Genomic DNA, 20,986 nt, shown 5'->3' with positions numbered 1-20,986 from the left:
TTATCCTTGCTCGTTATCTTGGCTGTTTTCATTCAAAGCACGAGACAAATAATCTAAGCTTTGTACTAATAACTGGCTACCTAAAGTCGTTAAAATTGACTCGGGATGAAACTGAAAGCCTACGGCTTTATCTTGGCGGTGAATGATAGCCATTGGCATCTCTTCAGTCGTAGCAATCACTTCTAAGCAATCTGGCACTTGGGTTGCCACTAAGCTGTGATAACGGGCAACAGGAAGCGGAGAGGGCAAGCCGCTAAAGATATCCTGACCGTTATGGAACGTCGGACTGGCTTTACCATGCATCACTTGGCCCGCACGCTCAACTTTACCGCCGTAATGCTCAACTAAGGCTTGGTGTCCAAGACAAACCCCTAGCATAGGCACTTTACCGGCGACACATGCTATTAGATCCATTAGCGAGCCAGCTTCATGAGGCGCGCCGGGTCCTGGCGACAGCACTAATGCTGCTGGTACGGTTTCGTTTAATAATTTGCTGGCAATAAAGTCTGCGTCTACATCGTTGCGGTAGATCACCACTTCATAGCCTAGGCTTCTAAACTGATCCACTAGGTTGTAGGTGAATGAGTCGAAGTTATCGAGTAGATAGATTTTCATCGTCCACCTCCCATCTTAATCGCTGAAATAACGGCTTGGGCCTTTTGACGAGTTTCGTCGGCTTCGGCCTGTGGATCTGAGTCGAATACCACGCCAGCGCCGGCTTGAATAAAGGCGGTGCCATCTTTGACAAAGGCAGAACGAATAACAATACAGGTATCCATATCTCCTAGGCCGTTTAAGTAACCCACTGCGCCGCCGTAGCTGCCTCTGCGTGTTTTTTCTGCGCCGCGAATAAGTTGCGCTGCACTGACTTTTGGCGCACCAGTTAGGGTGCCCATATTCATGCAAGCTTGGTAGGCATGCAGTGCATCTAAATCACTGCGAAGCTGGCCTGTGACACGGCTAACGAGGTGCATAACATGGCTGTATCTATCGACTTTTAATAGCTCTGGCACTTTACGGGTGCCGCTTTGGCTAATGCGGGCGATATCGTTACGCGCTAAATCGACTAGCATGATGTGCTCTGATAGCTCTTTCTTATCAAGGCGTAGTTCAAGCTCGTTACGGCTATCGAGATCGAAATCGATTTCTCCGCTGGCAGTCTTGCCGCGCTTGCGAGTACCAGCAATGGGGTAGATCTCGACCTGATTGGTTGCGGCTTCATATTTAAGTGCGCTTTCAGGTGACGCGCCAAATAGGGTGAAGTCATCGCCGCGAAAGTAGAACATGTATGGGCTTGGGTTAGTCAGTCTTAATGCACGGTAGGCACCTAAGGTGTTCGGGCAAGGTAAGTTAAAGCTGCGTGACGGCACGACTTGGAAAATATCGCCAGCAATAATGTGTTCTTTAAGGTCGTTAACTGTGTTTTTAAAGTCGTCATCTGAGATATTGACCTGGGTTTGAGCTTCAATGGCTTGTAACTCGGCAATGGGCGCTAATGAGTGGCAAGCTTGTTGTAACTCCGTCATACGCTGAGCGAGTGAGGCTGTAGTGCTATCAACAGCATTTTGTGCTGGCTGTACAAACTGGTGAGTGACGATTTCAGCGCTTTGTTGCTGATGATCCACAAGGATTAAGGTTTCGGCGAGGTAAAACAGGTAGTCAGGGCAGGTATTATCACCTTCTGGCACGCTTGGCAGTGGTTCAACCGTATCAATCAAGTCATAAGAGAGCACACCGCCTAAAAATAGATCTTCAAACTTGGGGCTTTCATCACAGCGAATATGCTTTACCAGCATTCTTAAGCCATCGAGCGGAGAAGCTGACTTTAAACGCGCATCTTCATCAAGTTGACTAGAGTCTTTTTGAAGAGTCAGACTTAAGCTGGACTCATCACAATGGTTAATGATAGTGGCCTGAAAGTCTTTTTTGAAGAAGGACTGTATTGGTGAGAGCAGGGTCTTACCGTTATCTGTTAAAGCGTTAAATTTGAGCTGGTAACCGTCACAGCGAATTTGCATGGCAGCGTGAGTCAGCACGATACTCTTTAAGTGATCCTTACTGTCAATTTCAGCAGATTCCAGCAGCATGGTGTGAGGGGCGTTTTGAGTCACATGTTGGTATAAGCGCAGCGGATCATCGTGATAGGCCAACTCCTGTTTTTGAGTGACGACTTTAGCGATAGTATCGGTTGTCATGCTTATGCTCCTGCCTTGTAGGGTAACGCATTATTCATTGTTTTATCTCACTTTATATTAAGCCTGCTGCTCTGGGTTTTCTCTCTTCTTGCCGATTTATTTTCGCTTAGATACAAGAAAGCCCGCAGTGTGTGCGGGCTTTCTTGTTGAATCTTGGCTCAGTTTTATGAGCACACAGTTTCACACCACCCGCTAATTTGGGAAGTGCCACCACCAATTAATGTTTTGGAAAGTCGTAAACTGTGTCATTTAAAATTCATCTTGTTTGTTTCTGTGGCTATATAAAAACATTTGCGGGTGAAAGCTGTCAATTGAATATTGCTGTTTTTGACTGATTTTCACTAATTGAGTGAAAATTTTTCTTGGATTTTATTTTTATAGGGGCTTTTTGGTGTTTTTTGAGGGGATTTTGCTAAAAATTGGCTTTGTAGATTTTGGCTGTTTGTGTGTGACTGGCGGTTAATTGAGTAACTCGTAGGTTAATTGTTCACTTTGGGAGTGAGAAGGTAGGATTCTAGTGTATGTGTTACTGCTCTAAATATAAGCCGTTTGTTTATTTTTACTGCCTAACAGTTTAACGATAGCGACGAAATAGCTGATATTTGATCCAGCGCAAACTTATTGTAATGTTTGTTAATTGTTTGTTGTGATCTCTACTGGTTTTGGCACACTAAAAATGTGGCCCCAAAGGAGTGAGTATGGCTTCAATCAATCAGTTGTTAAAAGCACTGTTCAATAGTTTCAAGGATCTGATCCCTATCATATTAGTGGTCTGCTTTTTCGAAATATTCGTCTTGCAGCAAGCGCCCGATGATCTGTTTTCGATTTTAATCGGCCTTGTCTTCATCGTGGTCGGTTTAACCTTTTTTGTCTTCGGCCTCGAAATGGGTTTGTTTCCTATCGGTGAGTCTTTAGCACATGCTCTAGCGCGTAAAGGTAGTGTTTTCTGGTTGGTGGTTTTTTCATTTTCATTGGGGTTTGGCACAACATTAGCCGAACCTGCATTAACCGCAGTCGCAAATGAGGCGGCGGAAGTTGCGGCGGAGGCTGGAGCGATTAAAACCTCAGAGGAAGCGATGGATAGCTACGCCATGGGACTAAGGTTAACGGTGGCGCTATCGGTTGGTCTGGCTATTTTGCTCGGCGTGGTGCGGATCTTAAAAGGTTGGCCTATCCACTATCTCATTATTTCGGGTTATATCATCGTCATGGTGCTGACCTCATTTGCGCCTGAAAACATTATCGGTATTGCCTATGACTCCGGTGGAGTGACGACATCGACCATTACAGTTCCCTTAGTGACTGCGCTCGGGGTTGGTTTAGCCACTGTGATTAAGGGGCGTAATCCTATGCTTGATGGTTTTGGTCTAATCGCCTTTGCCAGCTTAATGCCGATGATTTTTGTGCTTATCTACGGAATGCTGGTGCTTTAAATGGTAGCGCTTTTAATAGGAGTGCTTTAATGGAACTGCTTGAGCAAGTACTTGATACCTTGCTGGTAACCATACGTGATGTGGTTCCCATTGCTATTATTCTATTTGGTTTTCAGTTAGGAGTGCTGAAAAGGCCTGTAGCGAATTGGCGCCGAGTTGCCGCTGGCTTTGTTTATGTGATTTTAGGGCTAAGTTTCTTCTTAGTTGGCCTTGAGATGGCGCTGTTCCCTATCGGCGAGAGTATGGCCGAGCAACTCACCTCCCATGAGTTTATTCATGAAGACGATCTGCAAAACACCGTCAATGGCTGGCAGGACTATTATTGGGTTTATATCTTTGCTGCGGCCATAGGCTTTAGTACTACGATTGCTGAACCATCACTTATCGCGGTTGCGATAAAGGCTAACCAAGTATCCGGTGGCACCATAGGTATTCAAGGTTTGCGTATATCGGTCGCGATTGGAGTGGCTTTTGGTATCGCGCTAGGTTGTTTTCGCATTGTGGTGGGGGATCCGATTCATTACTACATTATGGCGGGCTACGTACTGGTAGTGATCCAAACCTTTTATGCTCCAAAAATGATTGTTCCGCTTGCCTATGACTCTGGCGGCGTGACCACCTCTACAGTAACCGTGCCGTTAGTCGCTGCATTAGGCTTAGGCTTAGCAACTAATGTCGAGGGACGTAACCCGCTGATTGATGGCTTTGGCCTGATTGCATTTGCTAGTTTGTTTCCAATGATCACTGTGATGGGCTATGCCCAATTAGTGGAATTTAAGAACAGAACCCAAAAGGAGCGAGATAATGCGCTTTAAACTGATCCTAGTGTTTATTGATGATGCCTGTACCGATGCCATTTTGGATGCGGCTCGTAGTAAAGGCGCTACTGGTGCCACAGTGATCAACCATGCTCGTGGCGAAGGCCTTAAACAACAGAAAACATTTATGGGCTTGTCGTTAGATGTCCAGCGTGATGTGGTGTTGCTGCTTGTTGAAGAGCATTTATGCCGGACTATTTTAGAAACGGTGAGTGAAGTTGGCGAGTTTGATCGTGACTCGGGTAAAGGCATCGCTATTCAAATTGATGTGGAAGACGCCGTCGGGGTCGCCCACCAAGTACAAAAGTTAACTCATGATATTGAGGATCAAATATGAAAACTGAAAATCTGGTTAGAAATCATGATGTCATGAGTCAAAATTATGCCATGATCGATGGGCTGCAAACTGTAGCTGAAGCAATTGAACACGCGGTGAAAAGCAGGGTAAACGTGCTATTTGTGAATAAACGCCATGATGATGATGAATATGGCATGGTGCTGATGAGTGATATTGCCAAAAAAGTGTTGGCACAAGACAGATCGCCTGAGCGAGTCAATGTGTATGAGATCATGGTTAAGCCTGTACTATGTGTGCCGGGCAGTATGGATGTACGTTACAGTGCACGCTTATTTGACCGATTCGGTATTACTAAGGCGCCAGTGGTTGAAGAGGGGAAGATCGCTGGATTGGTGAGTTATCATGAAATCGTGCTTAAAGGCATGATTAATAAAATCAGTTAATTGTACCAATCTTCGAGTAAACCGAGTTGGCCTTTTACTCGGTTTCACTCGTTTTAGGTTTATTTGCTCTTAGTTTAAAGTGGATTAAAGCTGTAACTCACTAAAGTTAACTCTGACTCCTCAACAATACATGGATCTGCTAAACTGATTTTGGTTATTTTCAATTAAAGTTCAATTCGTTATGCAGCGCCCTCCATTACGGCAAGCCAAAACCATCGACAATGTCTTTAATAGTGCTTATTGGCATTTGAGTCAGCAAGATTTCACCATTAATGAAATTCGCAGCAAGCTTGAGCGTAAAACTGATAATCAAGAGTGGATTGATACTGTACTCGCCAGGTTAATAGAGGGCGGATACCTAAAAAATGATTTTGACTTTGCACTGCGCTATTGCGAGCTGGCTTTTAGTCATGAAGTCGGTGCTGGCGCCATAAGACGCAAACTACAACAGCGCGGAGTATCCCTTACTGAGATTGACAACGCCATTGAGCGGGTGATGGATGAGCAAAAGGTAGATAGCTTTGAGATGGCAGCATCTAGATTATTAAATCGATTTGAAAACTTTTATGGCACTAACAAAGAAAAAGTCTATGCCCAGATGACGGCAAAAGGTTTTTCTCGAGTAGAAATTGAGCATGCAATTTCACTGCATCCGATGCGTGAAACACTGCGTAGCAAATTAGCCGTTAAAGCTGACAAAGCGGATTTAACTACCGAAATAATCAAGCTATATAACAAAGGCAAAGGGCAAACGCTAATAGAGCAGGAGCTTAAACAGCGACTTATAGATTTAAGCGATTTTGAAGATACCTTGTACCAATTGACCCTAGCTGGTGATGTTGATTTTTATCAAAGCTGCAAAGATGAGTTAGCTAAGAAACGATATGACTTAACGGATTATAAAGAAAAGTCGAAAGCTTACGCCTATTTATCTCGTAAAGGTTTCAGCAGTGATGAAATCAAAGAGGCAATGAGACTAGATGATGAGTAGTGATAAATATCTATATGAGTTGAATAATGCTCCTTTGGTAAATGGTTATCTGTATAGTGGCATAGTGAGTTTGACCCGTTAAATCAAAATAAATCATATTTTCAACTATGCTTATTGAGCGATTATTTAGAGAGTTCGAATCAATCATAGGTAGGAATAATATGAGACTTAATCAAGCGATTTTGCTGACACTGTTTTGTTTGTTTGCATTCTCAATACAAGCCATAGAGTTGAGTAGTAAAGATATCATCGAGGGTAAGACACTTAAGAAGGCTCAGATATTTAATCAATGGGGTTGTAGCGGGGAAAATAAGTCCCCGGAACTGAGCTGGAGTGAGATCCCTAACGGTACGAAAAGTTTCGCTGTGACCATGTACGATCCAGATGCGCCTACTGGCAGTGGCTGGTGGCATTGGCTGGTCGTTAACTTACCTGCAAACACTCAAAGTTTGCCTGCTAATGCGGGGCTAAAGGGAGGGGCGAATCTTCCTGAGGGGGCCAGCATGGTCAATAATGATTTTGGCTTTAAGGGCTTTGGCGGCGCCTGTCCGCCAGCAGGTTCAGCGCCACACCATTATCAGATCACTGTCTATGCACTGGATGTCGCTCATATTGAGTTACCTGATAACGCAACAGCGGCTTTGGCGGGATACAATATTTATCAACACCTTCTCGGTAAGGCCACGTTGACAGCGCCAACGAATGCCCGCTAGGTGTTACGATTGTATGAGCTCTGTCTATTGCATAGAGTTTTGTGCAACGAATAATGGTTGCTGGCAACTGAAATAGGATCAACAGAGCGACAAGCGTGAAATTGATATGAAAAAGGCAGCATATATATGCTGCCTTTTCTTTTGTTTCCGTACTTGCCCAAAGGTAAGTTGACACCTTTTAGGGCATGAGAAGGGCTTTACTGATTAAGCAAATTTTTTATCGAGAAAATTGATGATCTCTGATGACTCATACATCCAAGTTGACTGACCATTTTCATCAATCTTCATACATGGAACCTGTAACTTTCCGCCTTCGCTAAGTAGTGTACTCTTGTGGGGCTCTTGCTTGGCATCGAGAGTCACAATATTTAGACCTTGGCGACGCAGTGAGCGGCGAACTTTAACGCAAAATGGGCAAGCCTTGTATTCGTAAATAGTCATGTTGCTGGTTGCGTTGTCGATTTTTTGTTGTTCTTCTTGTGGACGCTTTAGTTTTTTAGGCGCAAAAACAAAGTTTAAAAACAAAATGATACGGCCTAATACCCAACGAATGATAAACATTAACTACCTCTGATGTATTGATATTCGCGCAGATTTTAACTCAAGCGTTACAGGGTTGAAAGTAATGATTAAAAAACGAGTTTCATTTTCACGACAAATGCCAATGACATTGACCCAGTTGCTTTAGTTCGGCGCCAATACACAAGAGGGCTGCATCGTCTGGACATAAGCAGATCTTCTGGGTGAATGTTGCAAGCTGCTGCTCAAACGATCCGCTTTGTGAATGCTCTTGGCTAACATGAAGTGCGATGTGGGGGGCAAACAAAAAATCCACTAAATTAAGTGCGCTTAAGTCTTCGAGTTCACAGTTATTGGTATCGCCGCACAGAGGTGCACTCGCTATTGAGGGCGTCATTATCATCGCGCCAGCACTTACGCCAATGAGAGCGCCTCCATTGATAGCATATTGGCGTAAAACCGGCTGTAGCTTTCTGGATTTTAATGCCTTTAAGAAACGGTAGGTGTCGCCACCAGACAGATGAATGGCGTCGCAACTTAGCAATTGTTCGAGCGCAGTTTGTGAGAAATCGGCTTCTAATTCGAGGTAGACGCTGAGCTCTGCACCAAATGATTGGTATAGTATTTTTGTTTGCTGAAAATACTCTCTTTGAGGATCGGGTTGTGATGCTATGTAACCCACCTTGATTGGAGTGATTGCTTGAAGACCTGTAGAAGAGCTCGGCTTAGTGAGTGTTGCAAGCAAAGTCTTGAGCGCCATTTTGGCATTGGCAGTATTTGGATCACTCAGTAGGGCGAGTTTCATATTCAGTCCTTTGATCGTGTGTGACGATGCGACACATGTATTCTGTGTATATCGATAATGACATTTAGCTTATATGTTGACTGTAACGGATCCGCTTTAATAATGCGAAAGCTAAACTCTTTTTGAAGCGTAATGAAAAAGACACACGGATCTTAAGGTTCGTGTGTCTTCGTGTATCTTTGGTATTTGAGTTATTTAGCGGACAAGGTTAACAAAGCTTGGCTTGCCCCCGTATTGAGTTCCACTCGGCTATCAAGCAAAAATATTCTTTGAGGTGCAATATTCTTCTTGTCAATTAAGTAGGTTTTGACTGCCGTTGCACGAGTTTGTGCCAGCTCTCCGAGAGCCTCTTCGGCTACACGTTGTGCCCCTAAGGTAAAGTTATATAGGGCAATGTGCCAGCGCTGGGAGATTTGCTCATCATTGAGCTTGTCTTCACCTTGATGCTCGTTCTCTATTTTCTCTTTCACCGCTTGAGCCGAGCTACCAAGTTCAGTTTCATAGAGTTTAATGAGTGCATCAGATAGTGGCCCGGATGTTGGGAAGTTACTTGGTGCAAGATCCGCTGGAATATCAGTGATATTAAGTTTGGCAGTTTGAGCTAGCTTACTGTTAAGTTGCTGCTCGCTCAGAGCCTGACTGTCTTCAAGCATACTAACGCCGCCTTCAACGTTGAGGGTCAGCATAGGTCTGTCACTCAGTCCTTTCGCTAATTTATCTAATGTTTCCTGCTCCTTGAGATCTAGAGTTGCAATACCCGCTGCAAAATTGATCTTATCTAACTCACCCTCATCGGCGCCAAGTAAATTAGCGAGCAGACTAAACGGAGCGGTTACCGCCTTGGTGATGACGTTGGTAAAGGCGGTCATTACTATACTGCCGATACTAAAGCTTGGGTCGTCTACATCGCCTGAGACCTGCAGACCTAAATCAATTACGCCGTGTCTGTCTTGCAGGAGGGCAATGGCTAAGGTGACAGGTAAGGTGGTGGCTAGGCTGCTGTCGCTGGGTTTCCCCAGTTTTAATTGATCGACGACTAAATGGTTATCACCAACGAGCTTGCTGTCATCGAGTTTATAATTGAGATCTAACGACAATAGCCCTTTATCTATGTAATAACCTGCGTAGGTGCCTGAGTATGGGTTAACAGATGTGAGCTCGACATGTTTAAAGCTCAGAGCTAAGTCTAAGTAAGGCTGCTCTAGCAGTGGATTAATGTCACCTTTTAGGCTGACTGGTGCGTAGCGATCGATTTTACCCTTAATATCCACCGACGCGGTTTGCTTACTGCTTGAAGATAGCTTGCTTATCTTACCGTCTAAATGCTCGATACTGGCAGCAAAGTTAGGCGTTAATGAGTTATCAGCGAAGAAGGTCGAGCCATCTTTAAAGTTAATTTGATTGATGGTTAACGCCAAAGGTTTAGCCGCTGTTTTGTCAGCTTGTTGAGTCGACACCTTAGCTTTGACTGCAGCTTTTTGCCCCTCTTTGGCGGAAGCGTTTTTGTTAGAAGCCGTTTGTACCACAATTAAATCACCGATGTTGGTGCTCTTATCTTTGGCGATAATGATACGACCATAGGGCTTGTTAAGGCTTACCTGGTCAATATCGAGGCGGTTATCCTGCTTATCGAACGCAAGGCGATTGACCTCGAGTGTTTTCCACTTGAGCAACTCTTTTTTCTGTACAGTATCTTTAATCAGTAGATCGTTAACTGCCAGATTGCCGATATAGCTTAATTGTTCGGCTTTTGCATCGATAACCAGCTCTCCTTGGGTATTGAAATCACCTTGCTGGAGCTGGATATTCACATAAGGTTTCAGATAACTTTGTAATTGCGGCAGAGCAAACTCGGCGACTGAGACCTTAGCATTTACTAACTGCTTTAACGCATCTATGCTGCCGCTAGATTGAACTATTCCCTCTTGATTGACGTTAAGCGACAGTTGATAGTCTATGGGGGTGGCAAGACTTGCATCGATTGCGCCTGTGGTTAAATTGATATCATCTATCTGCCAAAGGGTATTTTTAGTCACTAATTGCTCAGTCAGATTGACCTGATAATCCTTAAGCTCTATGGCCTTGAGCACAGCGCTCCAACTCTGCTTTGGCGTTTTTGCCGTATCTTTATCTGCTTGTTTAGCAATATTGGTTTCAGAGCCTGTATCAGTTGGTACTGCCGACTCTGAACGAATTATTTTTGAATCTACAGTGCCAGAGCTCGGTGTTGGCGTGCTTAGCGTCTTTTCACTTATAGGCGTAAAGATAGCGGCAAGATCGACGCCTTCTTTATTTACTCTGGCGTTAAGCACTAAACCGTGAGTATCTAAGGTTTCTACTGCTACCGTTTGCTGCTGAAGATCGAAGGCTATTCCTTTAAGGGCTATCATCGGCAGGTTGATAATCGACTGTTTCTGGTAGTCGAAGTTAAGCTCCTCGACTTGGACTAGACCAAGGTCTGTAGTGATTTCGAACTTATCGTCTTGCATCTGTAGTTGATAATTGCTCGATAGACTCAAACGGCCAGAGGTTAACACTGGCGCAAATTGCTCAGAGATAAACGACCAAAATTGTGGTAGCTGGATGTTAGTGAGTTGCACATCGCCGACAATATTCAGGGGAGACAGTTGCACTATGCCCTGAGTGTCAATCTCACCGCCATTACGCCCGACAACATGTACTGCATAGTGGTTAGTTTGTTGCTTGTCAGCTAAGTTTTCCAGAGTCGATTTGATGACATGATCGGAATCGAAGAATTTTACATTGAGGTTCAGCGCAGGATAGCGCAACTGACTGTTGGTAACGTGATCAATGAAGCTCAAATCGGCGTTCACAATCGCTAAGTCAGTGACGATAAAATGAGGGATCCCCGTCGACTCTGTTGGTTGCTCACTTTCTTCTGTCTTGGGGCGGCTTGCTAACGTGTCGAGAATATCTGAAAAGTTAAAGCGCAAAGTTTGCGGCGCATTTATTCGCTCAACCTTTATCGAAGGCGCCGTTAAGGTGACGTCAGCAACACTGAACGCGGTATTGAATAGCGAGTTCCAAAATTGGTACTCAAATCTGAGTTGCTTAAAGCCGACAAAGGGCTGATTGTTGGTTTCGTGAAGCTCGAAATTATCAACGGCGACTTCTAGGGTGAAAGGGTTAATCTTCACTTTTTCTAATGTGACTGGTCGCTGCAGGAATTCTGATAATTGCTTAGGTGCCTGCTTAACAATAATGTAGGGAACCAGTAGGCCTAAAAGGGCGGTAAAGCTTAAGTAAATGGCTGACACTATGATCAGTAAGCGCTGAGATCTTGGGCGCTGTCGATAGCCGTTGAATATAGGTTTAAGTAATTTTGAGTTAAAAGACATACTGACCTTCGTCGAATTAAATGTGGCAGAGTGTTTTTGTTTTAACAGAAAGGCCTGATAAAACTTGATACACCTATTTTAATTTTAGGTTCATTATCATGGAAATGAAGCTGCTATCATATTCTTTCTGACGTTTTTGGTGAAAATATTTGTTACTTCGCGATGTGGAGGGGCTGATAGCCTATAGATACGAGCATTTTTTAATCTCAGCGCTTAAGTCTAATAGATAATCATTTTGCGATGATAGTGGCGTTAACCGTTGTTATTAGAAATAAGCCTATAAGTGCAGTGACAATCTATTGCCTCCAGTCTTTCTTGATTGGTACCATAGCGCGTTTTCAGTCTTGCTTTGGGGAATTAGCTTGAATAAGAGTGTGATTACTAATCTGCTTGCAGCCATTTTAGTTGCAGTGGGTTATCTGTTTGCCTTACCAATTGTACTAACGGTCGGTCTATTTGCACTTTCTGGTGCGGTGACCAACTGGTTAGCTATTCATATGCTGTTTGAGAAGGTGCCAGGTTTATATGGCTCTGGTGTTATCCCTTCACGCTTTGAGGAGTTCAAACAAGCTATTGCGAACTTGATGATGAAGCAGTTTTTTACCGAAGAAAATATAGATCGTTTTTTATCGGGTGAAGATGGCATAGAAAAAAAATTAAACTTACAACCTGTTATCGATAATATTGATTTATCACCTGCATTTGACGCCTTAGTGACGACCGTTGAGCAATCTTCATTCGGTGGGATGTTAGCTATGTTTGGTGGCTCTGACGCCATTACGCCGCTTCGTGAACCTTTTATAGAGAAAATGAAGAGCTCATTGAGTGAAATAGCCCAAGGTGATGACTTTTATGAATTACTAAAAGCCGAACTTGAGCAACCTAATATGATTGCGGATATGCGCGCAAAAGTTGAAGAGATTGTGACTCAAAGACTCGATGAGTTAACCCCGCAACTTGTTAAAGAGATAGTACAAGAGATGATCCGTGAACACTTAGGTTGGTTAGTGGTGTGGGGCGGGGTCTTTGGTGGGCTAATAGGCCTAGCAGCGGCGCTTATTCAGGGGTAATTAACGCCAGAAGTTTAGGTGTTAACACTGATAAAATAAAAGAGAGCTTCGGCTCTCTTTTTTGTTGCTGCTATTGATACGGTATTTGCTACAAACTCTGGGGCTGTTATCTAAAGCTGAATATGTTTTAATCAATGGCGGCTAGGGTAAACACATGTTCACAGGAGTGACAGATGCAGCAAAACCAACATCATAGCATTAACTACCTTGAGATCCCTGTAAAGGATATCGATAAGGCGAAGGCTTTTTTTAGTCAAGTTTTCGGTTGGAAGTTTGTCGATTACGGTCCTGACTATAGCTGCTTTGTCGATGCGGGCATAACGGGTGGTTTCTTTACTAGCGACAAGTCCTTTACATCGGGGGCTGGCTGCCCCTTGATTGTGATCTACTCGCGTTATCTCGAAGAGTCTCAGAACAAAGTTATTCAGGGGGGAGGTCAAGTTTCACAAGCTATCTTTTCTTTTCCCGGTGGACGTCGATTCCATTTTCTCGATCTCAATGGTAATGAGTACGCCGTCTGGTCTGAGTGATGTGCCATTGCCGCAGATAATGGATTAGCAGCAGTGACTAATATAGCTTCTATCAACTGATTTTTAAAAAACCAATACTAGCAAAGAGAAGAGCAGCATATGCCACATTGTACGATTGAATATTCCGCGCCACTAGCCGAGGTGCTATCGATTGAAGCATTAGTCAGTGCCGCTCATCGAGGCTTGAGTGAAACAGAGTTATTTGAACCTCATACGATAAAGACGCGGGCCCTTTGTTGTGATTTCTTCAAGGTTGGTGAAGAAGAGGGCGCTCAATTTATTCACCTTAATATTGCTATCATGCCCGGCCGCAGCGATGAGCAGAAAGCTATGCTGTTTGAGCGGGTCTATGATGCCATCGCCTTAATTACTTCAACGGTAAATAGTGTGACTATAGAAGTGGTGGATATCAAGCAGCAGCACTATTTTAGCGCGCTCAATTAGCCGCTAGATCAATAACTACTGGTAACAGTCTTGTCATTCCTGTTGTCATTGCGTCAATAAAAAGCCACTCAAAATGAGTGGCTTGCTTCTGTGATATAACTTCTGAGCTTTGACCTAGTAGGCGCTGTCATGTACCGATTGTACCGCACGGCCCGATGGGTCGATAATGCCTTGTAGGCTAGCATCCCAAGCTAGGGCTTCAGGAGTTGAGCAGGCTACCGACTTACCGCCTGGTACCGTTTCCGCGGCACTTGGCAATGGGAACAGCTCTTCAAAGAAAGTACGGTAGAAATAAGCCTCTTTGGTTTCTGGCGTGTTGTATGGGAATCTAAACTTAGCGTTTGCCAATTTCAAATCGTCCACTCTTTCTGCTGCGTGATCTTTAAGGCCATCGATCCAAGAGTAACCTACACCGTCACTGAACTGCTCTTTTTGACGCCAAGCCACTTCCTTCGGTAATTTGTGCTCAAAGGCTTCACGCAAGATATGCTTCTCAATTTTACCGTTCTTCGACATTTTGGCATCAGGGTTAGTGCGCATAGCAACATCCATAAACTCTTTGTCTAGGAAAGGTACGCGAGCTTCAAGTCCCCATGCTGCCATCGCTTTGTTAGCGCGTAAGCAGTCGAATAGGTGAAGTTTATCAAGCTTGCGTACAAGTTCTTCATGGAACGCTTGTGCGTTTGGCGCTTTATGGAAGTAGAGGTAACCGCCAAATAATTCATCGGCGCCTTCACCTGATAATACCATCTTAATACCCATAGCCTTGATCTTACGTGCCATCAAGTACATAGGCGTCGCCGCTCGAATAGTGGTGACATCATACGTTTCTAAGTGGTAAATCACATCTTTAATCGCATCGATACCGTCTTGGAAAGTAAAGGTGATTTCATGGTGAATGGTACCAATAGCATCGGCGACCTTTTGCGCGGCAATTAAGTCAGGTGCACCTTCAAGCCCAACGGCAAATGAGTGAAGTTGTGGCCACCATGCGTTGCTTTCACCGTCATCTTCGATACGACGTTTAGCAAACGTTTGGGTGATGGCAGAAATCACTGATGAATCCAGCCCACCCGATAGCAATACACCATAAGGCACATCAGACATTAGCTGGCGCTTTACGGCAGCTTCCAATGCATCACGTACATCTTCAGCGCTTGCAGGGTTATCTTGTACTGCTGAAAATTCACGCCAGTCACGTTGATAGTAATGGGTCAGCTCACCTTTCTCACTCGAGAGGTAATGGCCTGGAGTAAAGGTTTCTACCGTTTTACATACTGGCATCAGTGCCTTCATCTCTGATGCGACATAGAAGTTGCCTTCTGCATCGTGGCCTGTGTAAAGCGGAATAATCCCCATGTGATCGCGGCCAACCAGATAAGTGTCTTTTGACTTATCGTAAAGCACGAAGGCGAAAATACCGTTGAGTTTATCTAAAAACTCGGTGCCGTACTCTTGATAAAGCGCCAAGATCACTTCGCAGTCTGAGTTTGTTTGGTAGCTGTACTTATCGCCAAGTTCAGCCTTAAGTTCTTTGTGGTTGTAGATCTCACCGTTTACGGCCAATACGATGGATTCGTCTTGACTAAGAAGTGGCTGGGCGCCGTGTTCGATATCGACAATCGCTAAACGCTCATGGGCTAAAATCGCTTTATCACTGCTGTAAATCCCTGACCAGTCCGGGCCGCGATGACGCAGAAGCTTGGACATCTCTAGAGCGACTTGACGCAGTGGAGTCGCGTCAGATTGAATATCTAAAATTGCAAAAATTGAACACATAGGTCACTCCAAAAAAATTCTGTCTTAAACTCAATTGAGTATTACTCTGCCATCGAATATTTAAGAATACAAACCTGATTTTGAATAATCACTGTTAAAAGCGCTGCTTTAGCTGGGTAAAAGTTGTTTTTCAAATGGCTGTGGTAAGGAATGTTTATTGTTGTGCTTGTTTTTTTGTTTTATCGATAATTGTGGTGGCATTATAGTTAAGCTTGATTGGATATATCGTAATGCAGTTTCAATTAAAGCCAATTGAGTAAGTTTATTGATAGTAGTTACGTTTTTGGACTAATTTTGACCATAATTGAACATCATCAACAGGAGAGAGGCGTGGCTTTGATTAACCTCACTTATAATTTAGGTAAAAAAAAGCCGACAAGTGGGTGGCAAGTCGGCTGGTTGAAAACGTTCAAATTGGCAAAGCTTTACTTTTTATTGTCGTATTAAATCGGTTAGATATTTAAACGATAATGGCAATGGCCATATTCATTACTATTTACTCGCTTGCTCTATGGTGTCTTGAGCGGGCCGCAGTGCATTAAATTCTGTGCCTATATAATAGCCAGGCCAGTCGTGATTGTTACCTAAACTAGCAGCGGCATGGTAGAAGATGGCTAAATCTTCAAGTGCTCCCGATAGGTCCCAGTCTTCTCGATATTCGTCGCAAACATTGTGGTAGCAGCCTTTCATTTTCAGTTTCATTGCTGCCTTGTATTGTGCGGTTGCTTCATCAAGAGGCTCACTACCACCGCCTGCAAATACCGCCGGCACGCCTTCTTTGGCGAAGCTGAAATGATCGGAGCGGAAAAAGCCTCCAGATTCAGGATGTTTCTCGCGTTTGGCGGTGCGATTTTGGGTCTTAAGTGCATCAATAAGGTAATTTTCAAGCTCGGATTTACCTTTGCCTACTATGGTGTAATCTGTGGTGCGGCCATAGATATTGGTACTATCTAAGTTAAATACCGCTACGCTCTTATCTAGCGGGTAGATAGGGTTTGCAGCGTAATAGCGTGAGCCCAATAGGCCTTGCTCTTCACCTGTAGTGGCGATAAAGGTCAGCGAGCGAGCGAGTGGGTGACCATTGTTAGCTTGCCCCGCAAATTGGCGCGCAATCTCTAAAATGCCGGCGGTGCCAGAAGCGTTATCTAGGGCACCATTGTAGATCTGATCGCCCGTTTTGTTAGCATCTATGCCTATATGGTCCCAGTGAGCGGTAAACAGAATATGTTCATCTGCGCGGCTATTACCGGGTAACGTGGCAACTAGGTTATAGCTATTGGCATACTCGGCTTTATTTTCAAAGGCGATAGATGCAGTTTGGTTTAGTGGTAGGTTCAGTGAACTTGCCGCAGCTCTATCTGACACTGTCGCTAAGGATAGACCAGCCTTGTTAAATAATGTCGTCGCTGTGTCGTAACTGATCCAACCTTCGACTTGGACTCGTCGGTTTTGCTCTGAGGAATGACGAACAAGATCCTGTTGAGCGCCTGTCCAACTGTTTTCTACTACAGACCAAGGATAAGAGGCTGGCTTAGTATCGTGAATGATAATTGCGCCCAATGCTCCTTGACGGCTGGCCTCTTCGAACTTATAGCTCCAGCGGCCATAGTAGGTCATGGCCTTACCGTTAAACTTACCTGAGTCGGGTCGAGCAAAACCTGGGTCATTGACTAAAATTATGGCGATTTTACCTGTCATATCTAAGTCTTGATAATCGTTCCACTGATACTCCGGAGCATTAATACCATAGCCAACAAACACTAACGGAGCATTACTGATATCAATTTTGGCCACATCATGGCGACTACCTAGCACCACATTTTGTCGGTGTTTAAGCTTTAGATCGCCTAAGCGCACCGTTTGCTGTTCGGACGCGGTATAGCTCACCATAGGCACAGCTTGCAGATAATCTTTGCCATTAGGTTTCTCTAGACCCATTTCAGCAAAAGCGTCACTGAGATACTCAAGAGTTAATTGCTCGCCTTTTGTCGTAGGGGCGCGACCTTCAAACTCATCAGATGCGAGTGTTTTAATATCTTGGCGGAAACGGCTCTCATCGAAGCTGACGTCGCTTGGATCATTAAGATTGCTTGGATGCTGGCTGCAAGCACTGAGTAAGGCGAGCGCGCATAGGGGGAAAATTGAACGCATGATAGGTCCTATTATTATTGTTTTAGACTTTTAAGCGAAGGAGCATGATGGAGGAAAGTTGACCTCTATAGCAAGGGGGCGAGTCGGTAATCTGTTGCTAAAAATGTTACTTAATATTGCGTGAATGATGACGCTTATGGTGGATATAGCATATTTTGGGCTTTGATTGAGGCAGCCAAAGCTAAAGTGCTTGAGGTTTAGTGGCTAAACCTTCAAAGCCTCTAATCCATTGTAATCAACTCAATTAAGGGATTAGAGGCGAAATAATGGTAGCAACTAGCTTTAGATAATGTCGATGTCGCCAGCACAGTCAAAGATATGATTTGGCCTAAAGGGCTCTTTGTCGATATCGGCTAGCGAGCTAACACCGCTGGTAACAAGAATGGTTTCCAAGCCCGCTTGAAAACCTGCCAGAATATCGGTTCGCATATTATCGCCGATGATTACCGTATTCTCAGAGTGTCCACCAATATGGTTTAACGCCGAACGTATTATCCATGAACTTGGTTTTCCGACATAGAACGGTTTCTTACCGCTGATCCTTTCTATTGGGGCACATAAGGCGCCACATGCAGGGCTAAAAGAAGGGCCATGAGTATCTGGGTTGGTCGCTATAAAGCGAGCACCATCATTAACAAACTTTGCGGCTTTATGGATCATATCCCAGTTGTAGGAGCGGGTTTCCCCCACGATAACAAAATCAGGATTAATATCGGTAATGGTAAAGCCCGCTTTATATAGCTCATGGGTTAATGCGCCTTCACCAATCACGAAGGCCTTGGTACCTTGTTGATGTTTTAGAAAGTCCGCGGTCGCCATGGCTGCGGTGTAAAAGCATTCTTCAGGTACATTGAGCCCCGCGGCACCTAGGCGGTTTTGCAGATCTTTACCTGTTTGTACAGGATAGTTGGTCAGCACGACAAGTGGATTGCCTTGCTCCAGTATGCGGTGAATAAACTTGTCACTGCCAGGAATAAGCTTGTTGTTATGTAGTAAAACTCCATCGATATCGCAAATAATATTTTTCATCTGACTCTCTTACTTCACATTAGTTTGCCGAATAAGTGACCTTAATCTAATGCTAATTGGAGTTGAAAAACAATGTCTTTTATCGCTTGTTGAGATAAAAAAATTAGAACCACTAACTCAAAGGGTTAAAGACAAGTCGGCAACTTGTAGCTCAAGCGTATTTTCGGGCAAGACTTGTGGTTAACTGACTCTGCGTCATTAATCGGCAATAAAATTGCGCAAGCTCACAATTATGTTGACCTTACTAATATTTCAGCTACTGTGTATGAGTTTTATTAATGACAAAAAATGAATGTAAGGTTATGTTTTATAAAGTTATATTAGGTTTTGTTTAATCAAGGCTATTACTGCTTATAAAACCACAATTAGCGATATTCTTATGGAAAAGATCATTGTATTTGTTATTTTATTGAGCACTATGCTGTGCTCATTTTCAGTCCATCCTGCCGATTTCTCTCCGCTTAATAGCATCGTAAAGCTTGAAAATGGTCAGCAAATTATGGCCTTGTTTGCTAAACAAAACCTGGATGGAGAGTCGAAGCGTCAGCAATTAAATCAGTTGATCTCACCGACTGAAGCTAATCAGTCTGCTTATTATGCCTTTGCTTACTACCGGATCTTGCATGACATAGAGTTGTCTGTTTCTGCGCCAGAAGCTGCAGAACTAGCTATAGCAAAAATGCTGTTAGTTGGGCAAAGACTGAATACAGGCTGGTTGATCGCCGAGGCCAAGATGTGGCAGGCCACTTTTGCCGCGAAACAGAGCCGCTTTGATGAGGGGTTAGCATTAATTGATGAGGCTATTGGATTGTCGAAAGTCGCTAAATTCTCCCATCTGACAGGGCGTGCATACAATGCCAAGGCTGCGCTATATTTTTTTCAAGATCAGTACTATATCGCGCTTGAATATTACTTAAGGGCCTTGAATATCTTTATAGCAAACCCAGAGGACCCTTATGTTAGTAAGGTATTGTCTAATGTTGCTATTATCTATGTTGATTTAGAAGATTGGGAAAAGGCCTTAGAGGCAAATAATAATGCTTTGGCACACGTTGATAAATATGGGGGCAGTTATGAGCAAATTGCAGCATTCAATAATAACGCTTCCTTTATTTTAGGAAAACTAGGACGCTGGAGTGAGAGTAAGCCTTACTTAATCTCCTCACGAGAAAGTGCACTACTAAGTGGTAATTTGCGAGTTAAACTCAATGCTCAGACTTCATGGATTCAATATTACCTGGCTCAAGGTGAGTATCGTTTAGCCGTTGAAGACGGGCTAGAATGTGTGGACATTGCTTTGGCTAATCAATACCCATTGTTCGAAGGGGATTGTAGTCGAATATTAGCTAAAGCCATGATTAAAGTTGGGCAAGTCGATGAAGCACTGCAATTTTTAGCCCATAGCGAAGCATTATATAAACGAATAGAAAAGCGCTCAGGGTTAGCCGATACCTTTAATACTTATGCGTTAGCCTATGAGGAAAAGGGGGATTATAAAGCCGCATTGGACTATCAGCGAAAGGCTAATGAGGAAGATAAGGCATTATTGTTTGATCGACGAGCCAAGATGACATTCGACCTGAGTCAACGTTATCAAGAGAGGTACCGTCAACAGGAGTTAGCCGTTTTGAAAGTCGAAAATGATTTACAAGAATCCCGACTCGCAGAGCAAGAGTTACGGGAGAAGTTCCTATTCTTTGTTATTCTTGTTTCGGTTATCTCGATTCTTCTGCTGATAAAAAAACGCTTGGGTTTAGAAAATGATAAAAAGAATCTGCAGTCCTCTAACCTTGAGTTGTATAAACAGTCACATATCGACCTGCTCACAGGTTTATATAATCGTCGTTACTTCTCTGACTTTTTGGAACAACAGCGTCAACTGCCACAAAATCAAAGCATGATGAGTTTAGCCATTATTGATATTGACCATTTTAAGAGTGTTAATGACTGTTTTGGTCATGATGTCGGAGATGAGGTACTTATTCAGGTCAGTAATGTGATCAATAAAAACATCCGAGAATGTGATTTAATTATTCGGTGGGGCGGGGAAGAGTTTGTATTACTTTTGTGTTGGCCAAATTATTCTTACCCTCTTGCTACGGTTGATTTTTATGAACATTTTGAGCGTGTTCGCTTGGCGGTAGAGAATACAGATATTGTCGTTGGCGAGCATCGATTGAAGGTAACGATATCAATGGGGGGAGCACAACCTCTAGAGGCACTTGTTCTGACCGAATCATGGCATCAGGTACTGGATGAGGCTGATAAGGCGCTCTATCAAGCGAAAGCGGATGGGCGAAATTGTGTTGTATTAGCGAACTAACCCTTAGGGAGGTTCGGTAGTCAATAAGCTTTGTGCCGATTTTGTTAGTGATTTATTCAGTGCGCAATTGCTAGCGTCATGTTGAT

At 43.7% G+C, this 20,986-nt stretch carries 18 protein-coding genes; 10 read left to right on the top strand and 8 right to left on the bottom strand.

Annotation, left to right across the window (positions count from 1 at the left end):
* Together Q1A86_RS14175 and Q1A86_RS14170 are read right to left on the bottom strand one after the other, a co-directional pair.
* Positions 1-615, bottom strand: coding sequence for an aminodeoxychorismate/anthranilate synthase component II (locus Q1A86_RS14175; RefSeq protein ID WP_299807665.1), 615 nt, complete (start codon positions 613-615; stop codon positions 1-3).
* Positions 612-2,195, bottom strand: coding sequence for an anthranilate synthase component 1 (locus Q1A86_RS14170; protein WP_299807663.1), 1,584 nt, complete (start codon positions 2,193-2,195; stop codon positions 612-614). Before Q1A86_RS14170 ends, Q1A86_RS14175 begins: the two co-directional genes overlap by 4 nt.
* 698 nt (positions 2,196-2,893) lie before the next feature.
* Here Q1A86_RS14170 and Q1A86_RS14165 point away from each other — a divergent pair.
* From Q1A86_RS14165 to Q1A86_RS14140, 6 genes are all read left to right on the top strand, one after another.
* Entirely contained in the window at positions 2,894-3,628 is a 735-nt protein-coding gene (locus Q1A86_RS14165) for a DUF1538 domain-containing protein (RefSeq protein ID WP_299807661.1), read from the top strand.
* 29 nt (positions 3,629-3,657) lie between these two features.
* Positions 3,658-4,443 (top strand): DUF1538 domain-containing protein, encoded by a 786-nt coding sequence (locus tag Q1A86_RS14160; RefSeq protein ID WP_299807659.1) that lies wholly within the window; start codon positions 3,658-3,660, stop codon positions 4,441-4,443.
* Positions 4,433-4,783, top strand: a complete 351-nt coding sequence (locus Q1A86_RS14155; RefSeq protein WP_299807657.1) for a P-II family nitrogen regulator — start codon at positions 4,433-4,435, stop codon at positions 4,781-4,783. The genes Q1A86_RS14160 and Q1A86_RS14155 overlap by 11 nt, the downstream gene beginning before the upstream one ends.
* Positions 4,780-5,187, top strand: coding sequence for a CBS domain-containing protein (locus Q1A86_RS14150; protein ID WP_299807655.1), 408 nt, complete (start codon positions 4,780-4,782; stop codon positions 5,185-5,187). The genes Q1A86_RS14155 and Q1A86_RS14150 overlap by 4 nt, the downstream gene beginning before the upstream one ends.
* 181 nt (positions 5,188-5,368) lie before the next feature.
* Positions 5,369-6,178 (top strand): RecX family transcriptional regulator, encoded by an 810-nt coding sequence (locus Q1A86_RS14145; RefSeq protein ID WP_299807653.1) that lies wholly within the window; start codon positions 5,369-5,371, stop codon positions 6,176-6,178.
* 161 nt (positions 6,179-6,339) lie between these two features.
* Entirely contained in the window at positions 6,340-6,891 is a 552-nt protein-coding gene (locus Q1A86_RS14140) for a YbhB/YbcL family Raf kinase inhibitor-like protein (RefSeq protein WP_299807651.1), read from the top strand.
* Positions 6,892-7,095: 204 nt separating this feature from the next.
* Here the strand turns inward: Q1A86_RS14140 and Q1A86_RS14135 are convergent, their stop codons facing one another.
* The 3 genes from Q1A86_RS14135 to Q1A86_RS14125 form a co-directional block, all read right to left on the bottom strand.
* Positions 7,096-7,452 carry a glutathione S-transferase N-terminal domain-containing protein gene (locus Q1A86_RS14135; RefSeq protein WP_299807649.1) on the bottom strand — a complete coding sequence of 119 codons (357 nt, stop codon included), beginning with the start codon at positions 7,450-7,452 and terminating at the stop codon, positions 7,096-7,098.
* Positions 7,453-7,540: 88 nt separating this feature from the next.
* Positions 7,541-8,215, bottom strand: coding sequence for a Type 1 glutamine amidotransferase-like domain-containing protein (locus tag Q1A86_RS14130; RefSeq protein WP_299807647.1), 675 nt, complete (start codon positions 8,213-8,215; stop codon positions 7,541-7,543).
* 191 nt (positions 8,216-8,406) lie between these two features.
* On the bottom strand, positions 8,407-11,574 hold the full coding sequence (locus Q1A86_RS14125; RefSeq protein ID WP_299807645.1) for a DUF748 domain-containing protein: 3,168 nt from the start codon (positions 11,572-11,574) through the stop codon (positions 8,407-8,409).
* A gap of 362 nt (positions 11,575-11,936) precedes the next feature.
* Between Q1A86_RS14125 and Q1A86_RS14120 the strand changes: the two genes are divergently transcribed.
* The 3 genes from Q1A86_RS14120 to Q1A86_RS14110 all read left to right on the top strand — a co-directional run bounded on the left by Q1A86_RS14120 (position 11,937) and on the right by Q1A86_RS14110 (position 13,618).
* On the top strand, positions 11,937-12,644 hold the full coding sequence (locus tag Q1A86_RS14120; protein WP_299807643.1) for a DUF445 domain-containing protein: 708 nt from the start codon (positions 11,937-11,939) through the stop codon (positions 12,642-12,644).
* 173 nt (positions 12,645-12,817) lie between these two features.
* Positions 12,818-13,174, top strand: coding sequence for a VOC family protein (locus tag Q1A86_RS14115; protein WP_299807641.1), 357 nt, complete (start codon positions 12,818-12,820; stop codon positions 13,172-13,174).
* A 99-nt stretch (positions 13,175-13,273) separates the two neighbouring features.
* Positions 13,274-13,618, top strand: coding sequence for a 5-carboxymethyl-2-hydroxymuconate Delta-isomerase (locus Q1A86_RS14110; RefSeq protein ID WP_299807639.1), 345 nt, complete (start codon positions 13,274-13,276; stop codon positions 13,616-13,618).
* A gap of 114 nt (positions 13,619-13,732) precedes the next feature.
* On the opposite strand, the gene asnB is transcribed toward Q1A86_RS14110, so the two are convergent.
* From asnB to Q1A86_RS14095, 3 genes are all read right to left on the bottom strand, one after another.
* Positions 13,733-15,397, bottom strand: a complete 1,665-nt coding sequence (gene asnB, locus Q1A86_RS14105) for an asparagine synthase B (protein WP_299807637.1) — start codon at positions 15,395-15,397, stop codon at positions 13,733-13,735.
* A 492-nt stretch (positions 15,398-15,889) separates the two neighbouring features.
* The gene (locus Q1A86_RS14100; protein ID WP_299807635.1) at positions 15,890-17,548 is read right to left on the bottom strand and encodes a M28 family metallopeptidase; all 1,659 of its coding nucleotides are present in this window, start codon (positions 17,546-17,548) and stop codon (positions 15,890-15,892) included.
* A 282-nt stretch (positions 17,549-17,830) separates the two neighbouring features.
* The gene (locus Q1A86_RS14095) at positions 17,831-18,577 is read right to left on the bottom strand and encodes an HAD-IIA family hydrolase (RefSeq protein WP_299807631.1); all 747 of its coding nucleotides are present in this window, start codon (positions 18,575-18,577) and stop codon (positions 17,831-17,833) included.
* Positions 18,578-18,956: 379 nt separating this feature from the next.
* Here Q1A86_RS14095 and Q1A86_RS14090 point away from each other — a divergent pair, with 379 nt between their 5' ends.
* On the top strand, positions 18,957-20,900 hold the full coding sequence (locus Q1A86_RS14090) for a diguanylate cyclase (protein ID WP_299807629.1): 1,944 nt from the start codon (positions 18,957-18,959) through the stop codon (positions 20,898-20,900).
* Positions 20,901-20,986: the final 86 nt, after the last annotated feature.

Source organism: uncultured Shewanella sp. (genome assembly GCF_947497935.1).
Taxonomy (GTDB): Bacteria; Pseudomonadota; Gammaproteobacteria; order Enterobacterales; family Shewanellaceae; genus Shewanella.
Note: the sequence above shows the minus strand (reverse complement) of the source record. Positions and strands in the feature narration are given on the sequence as shown.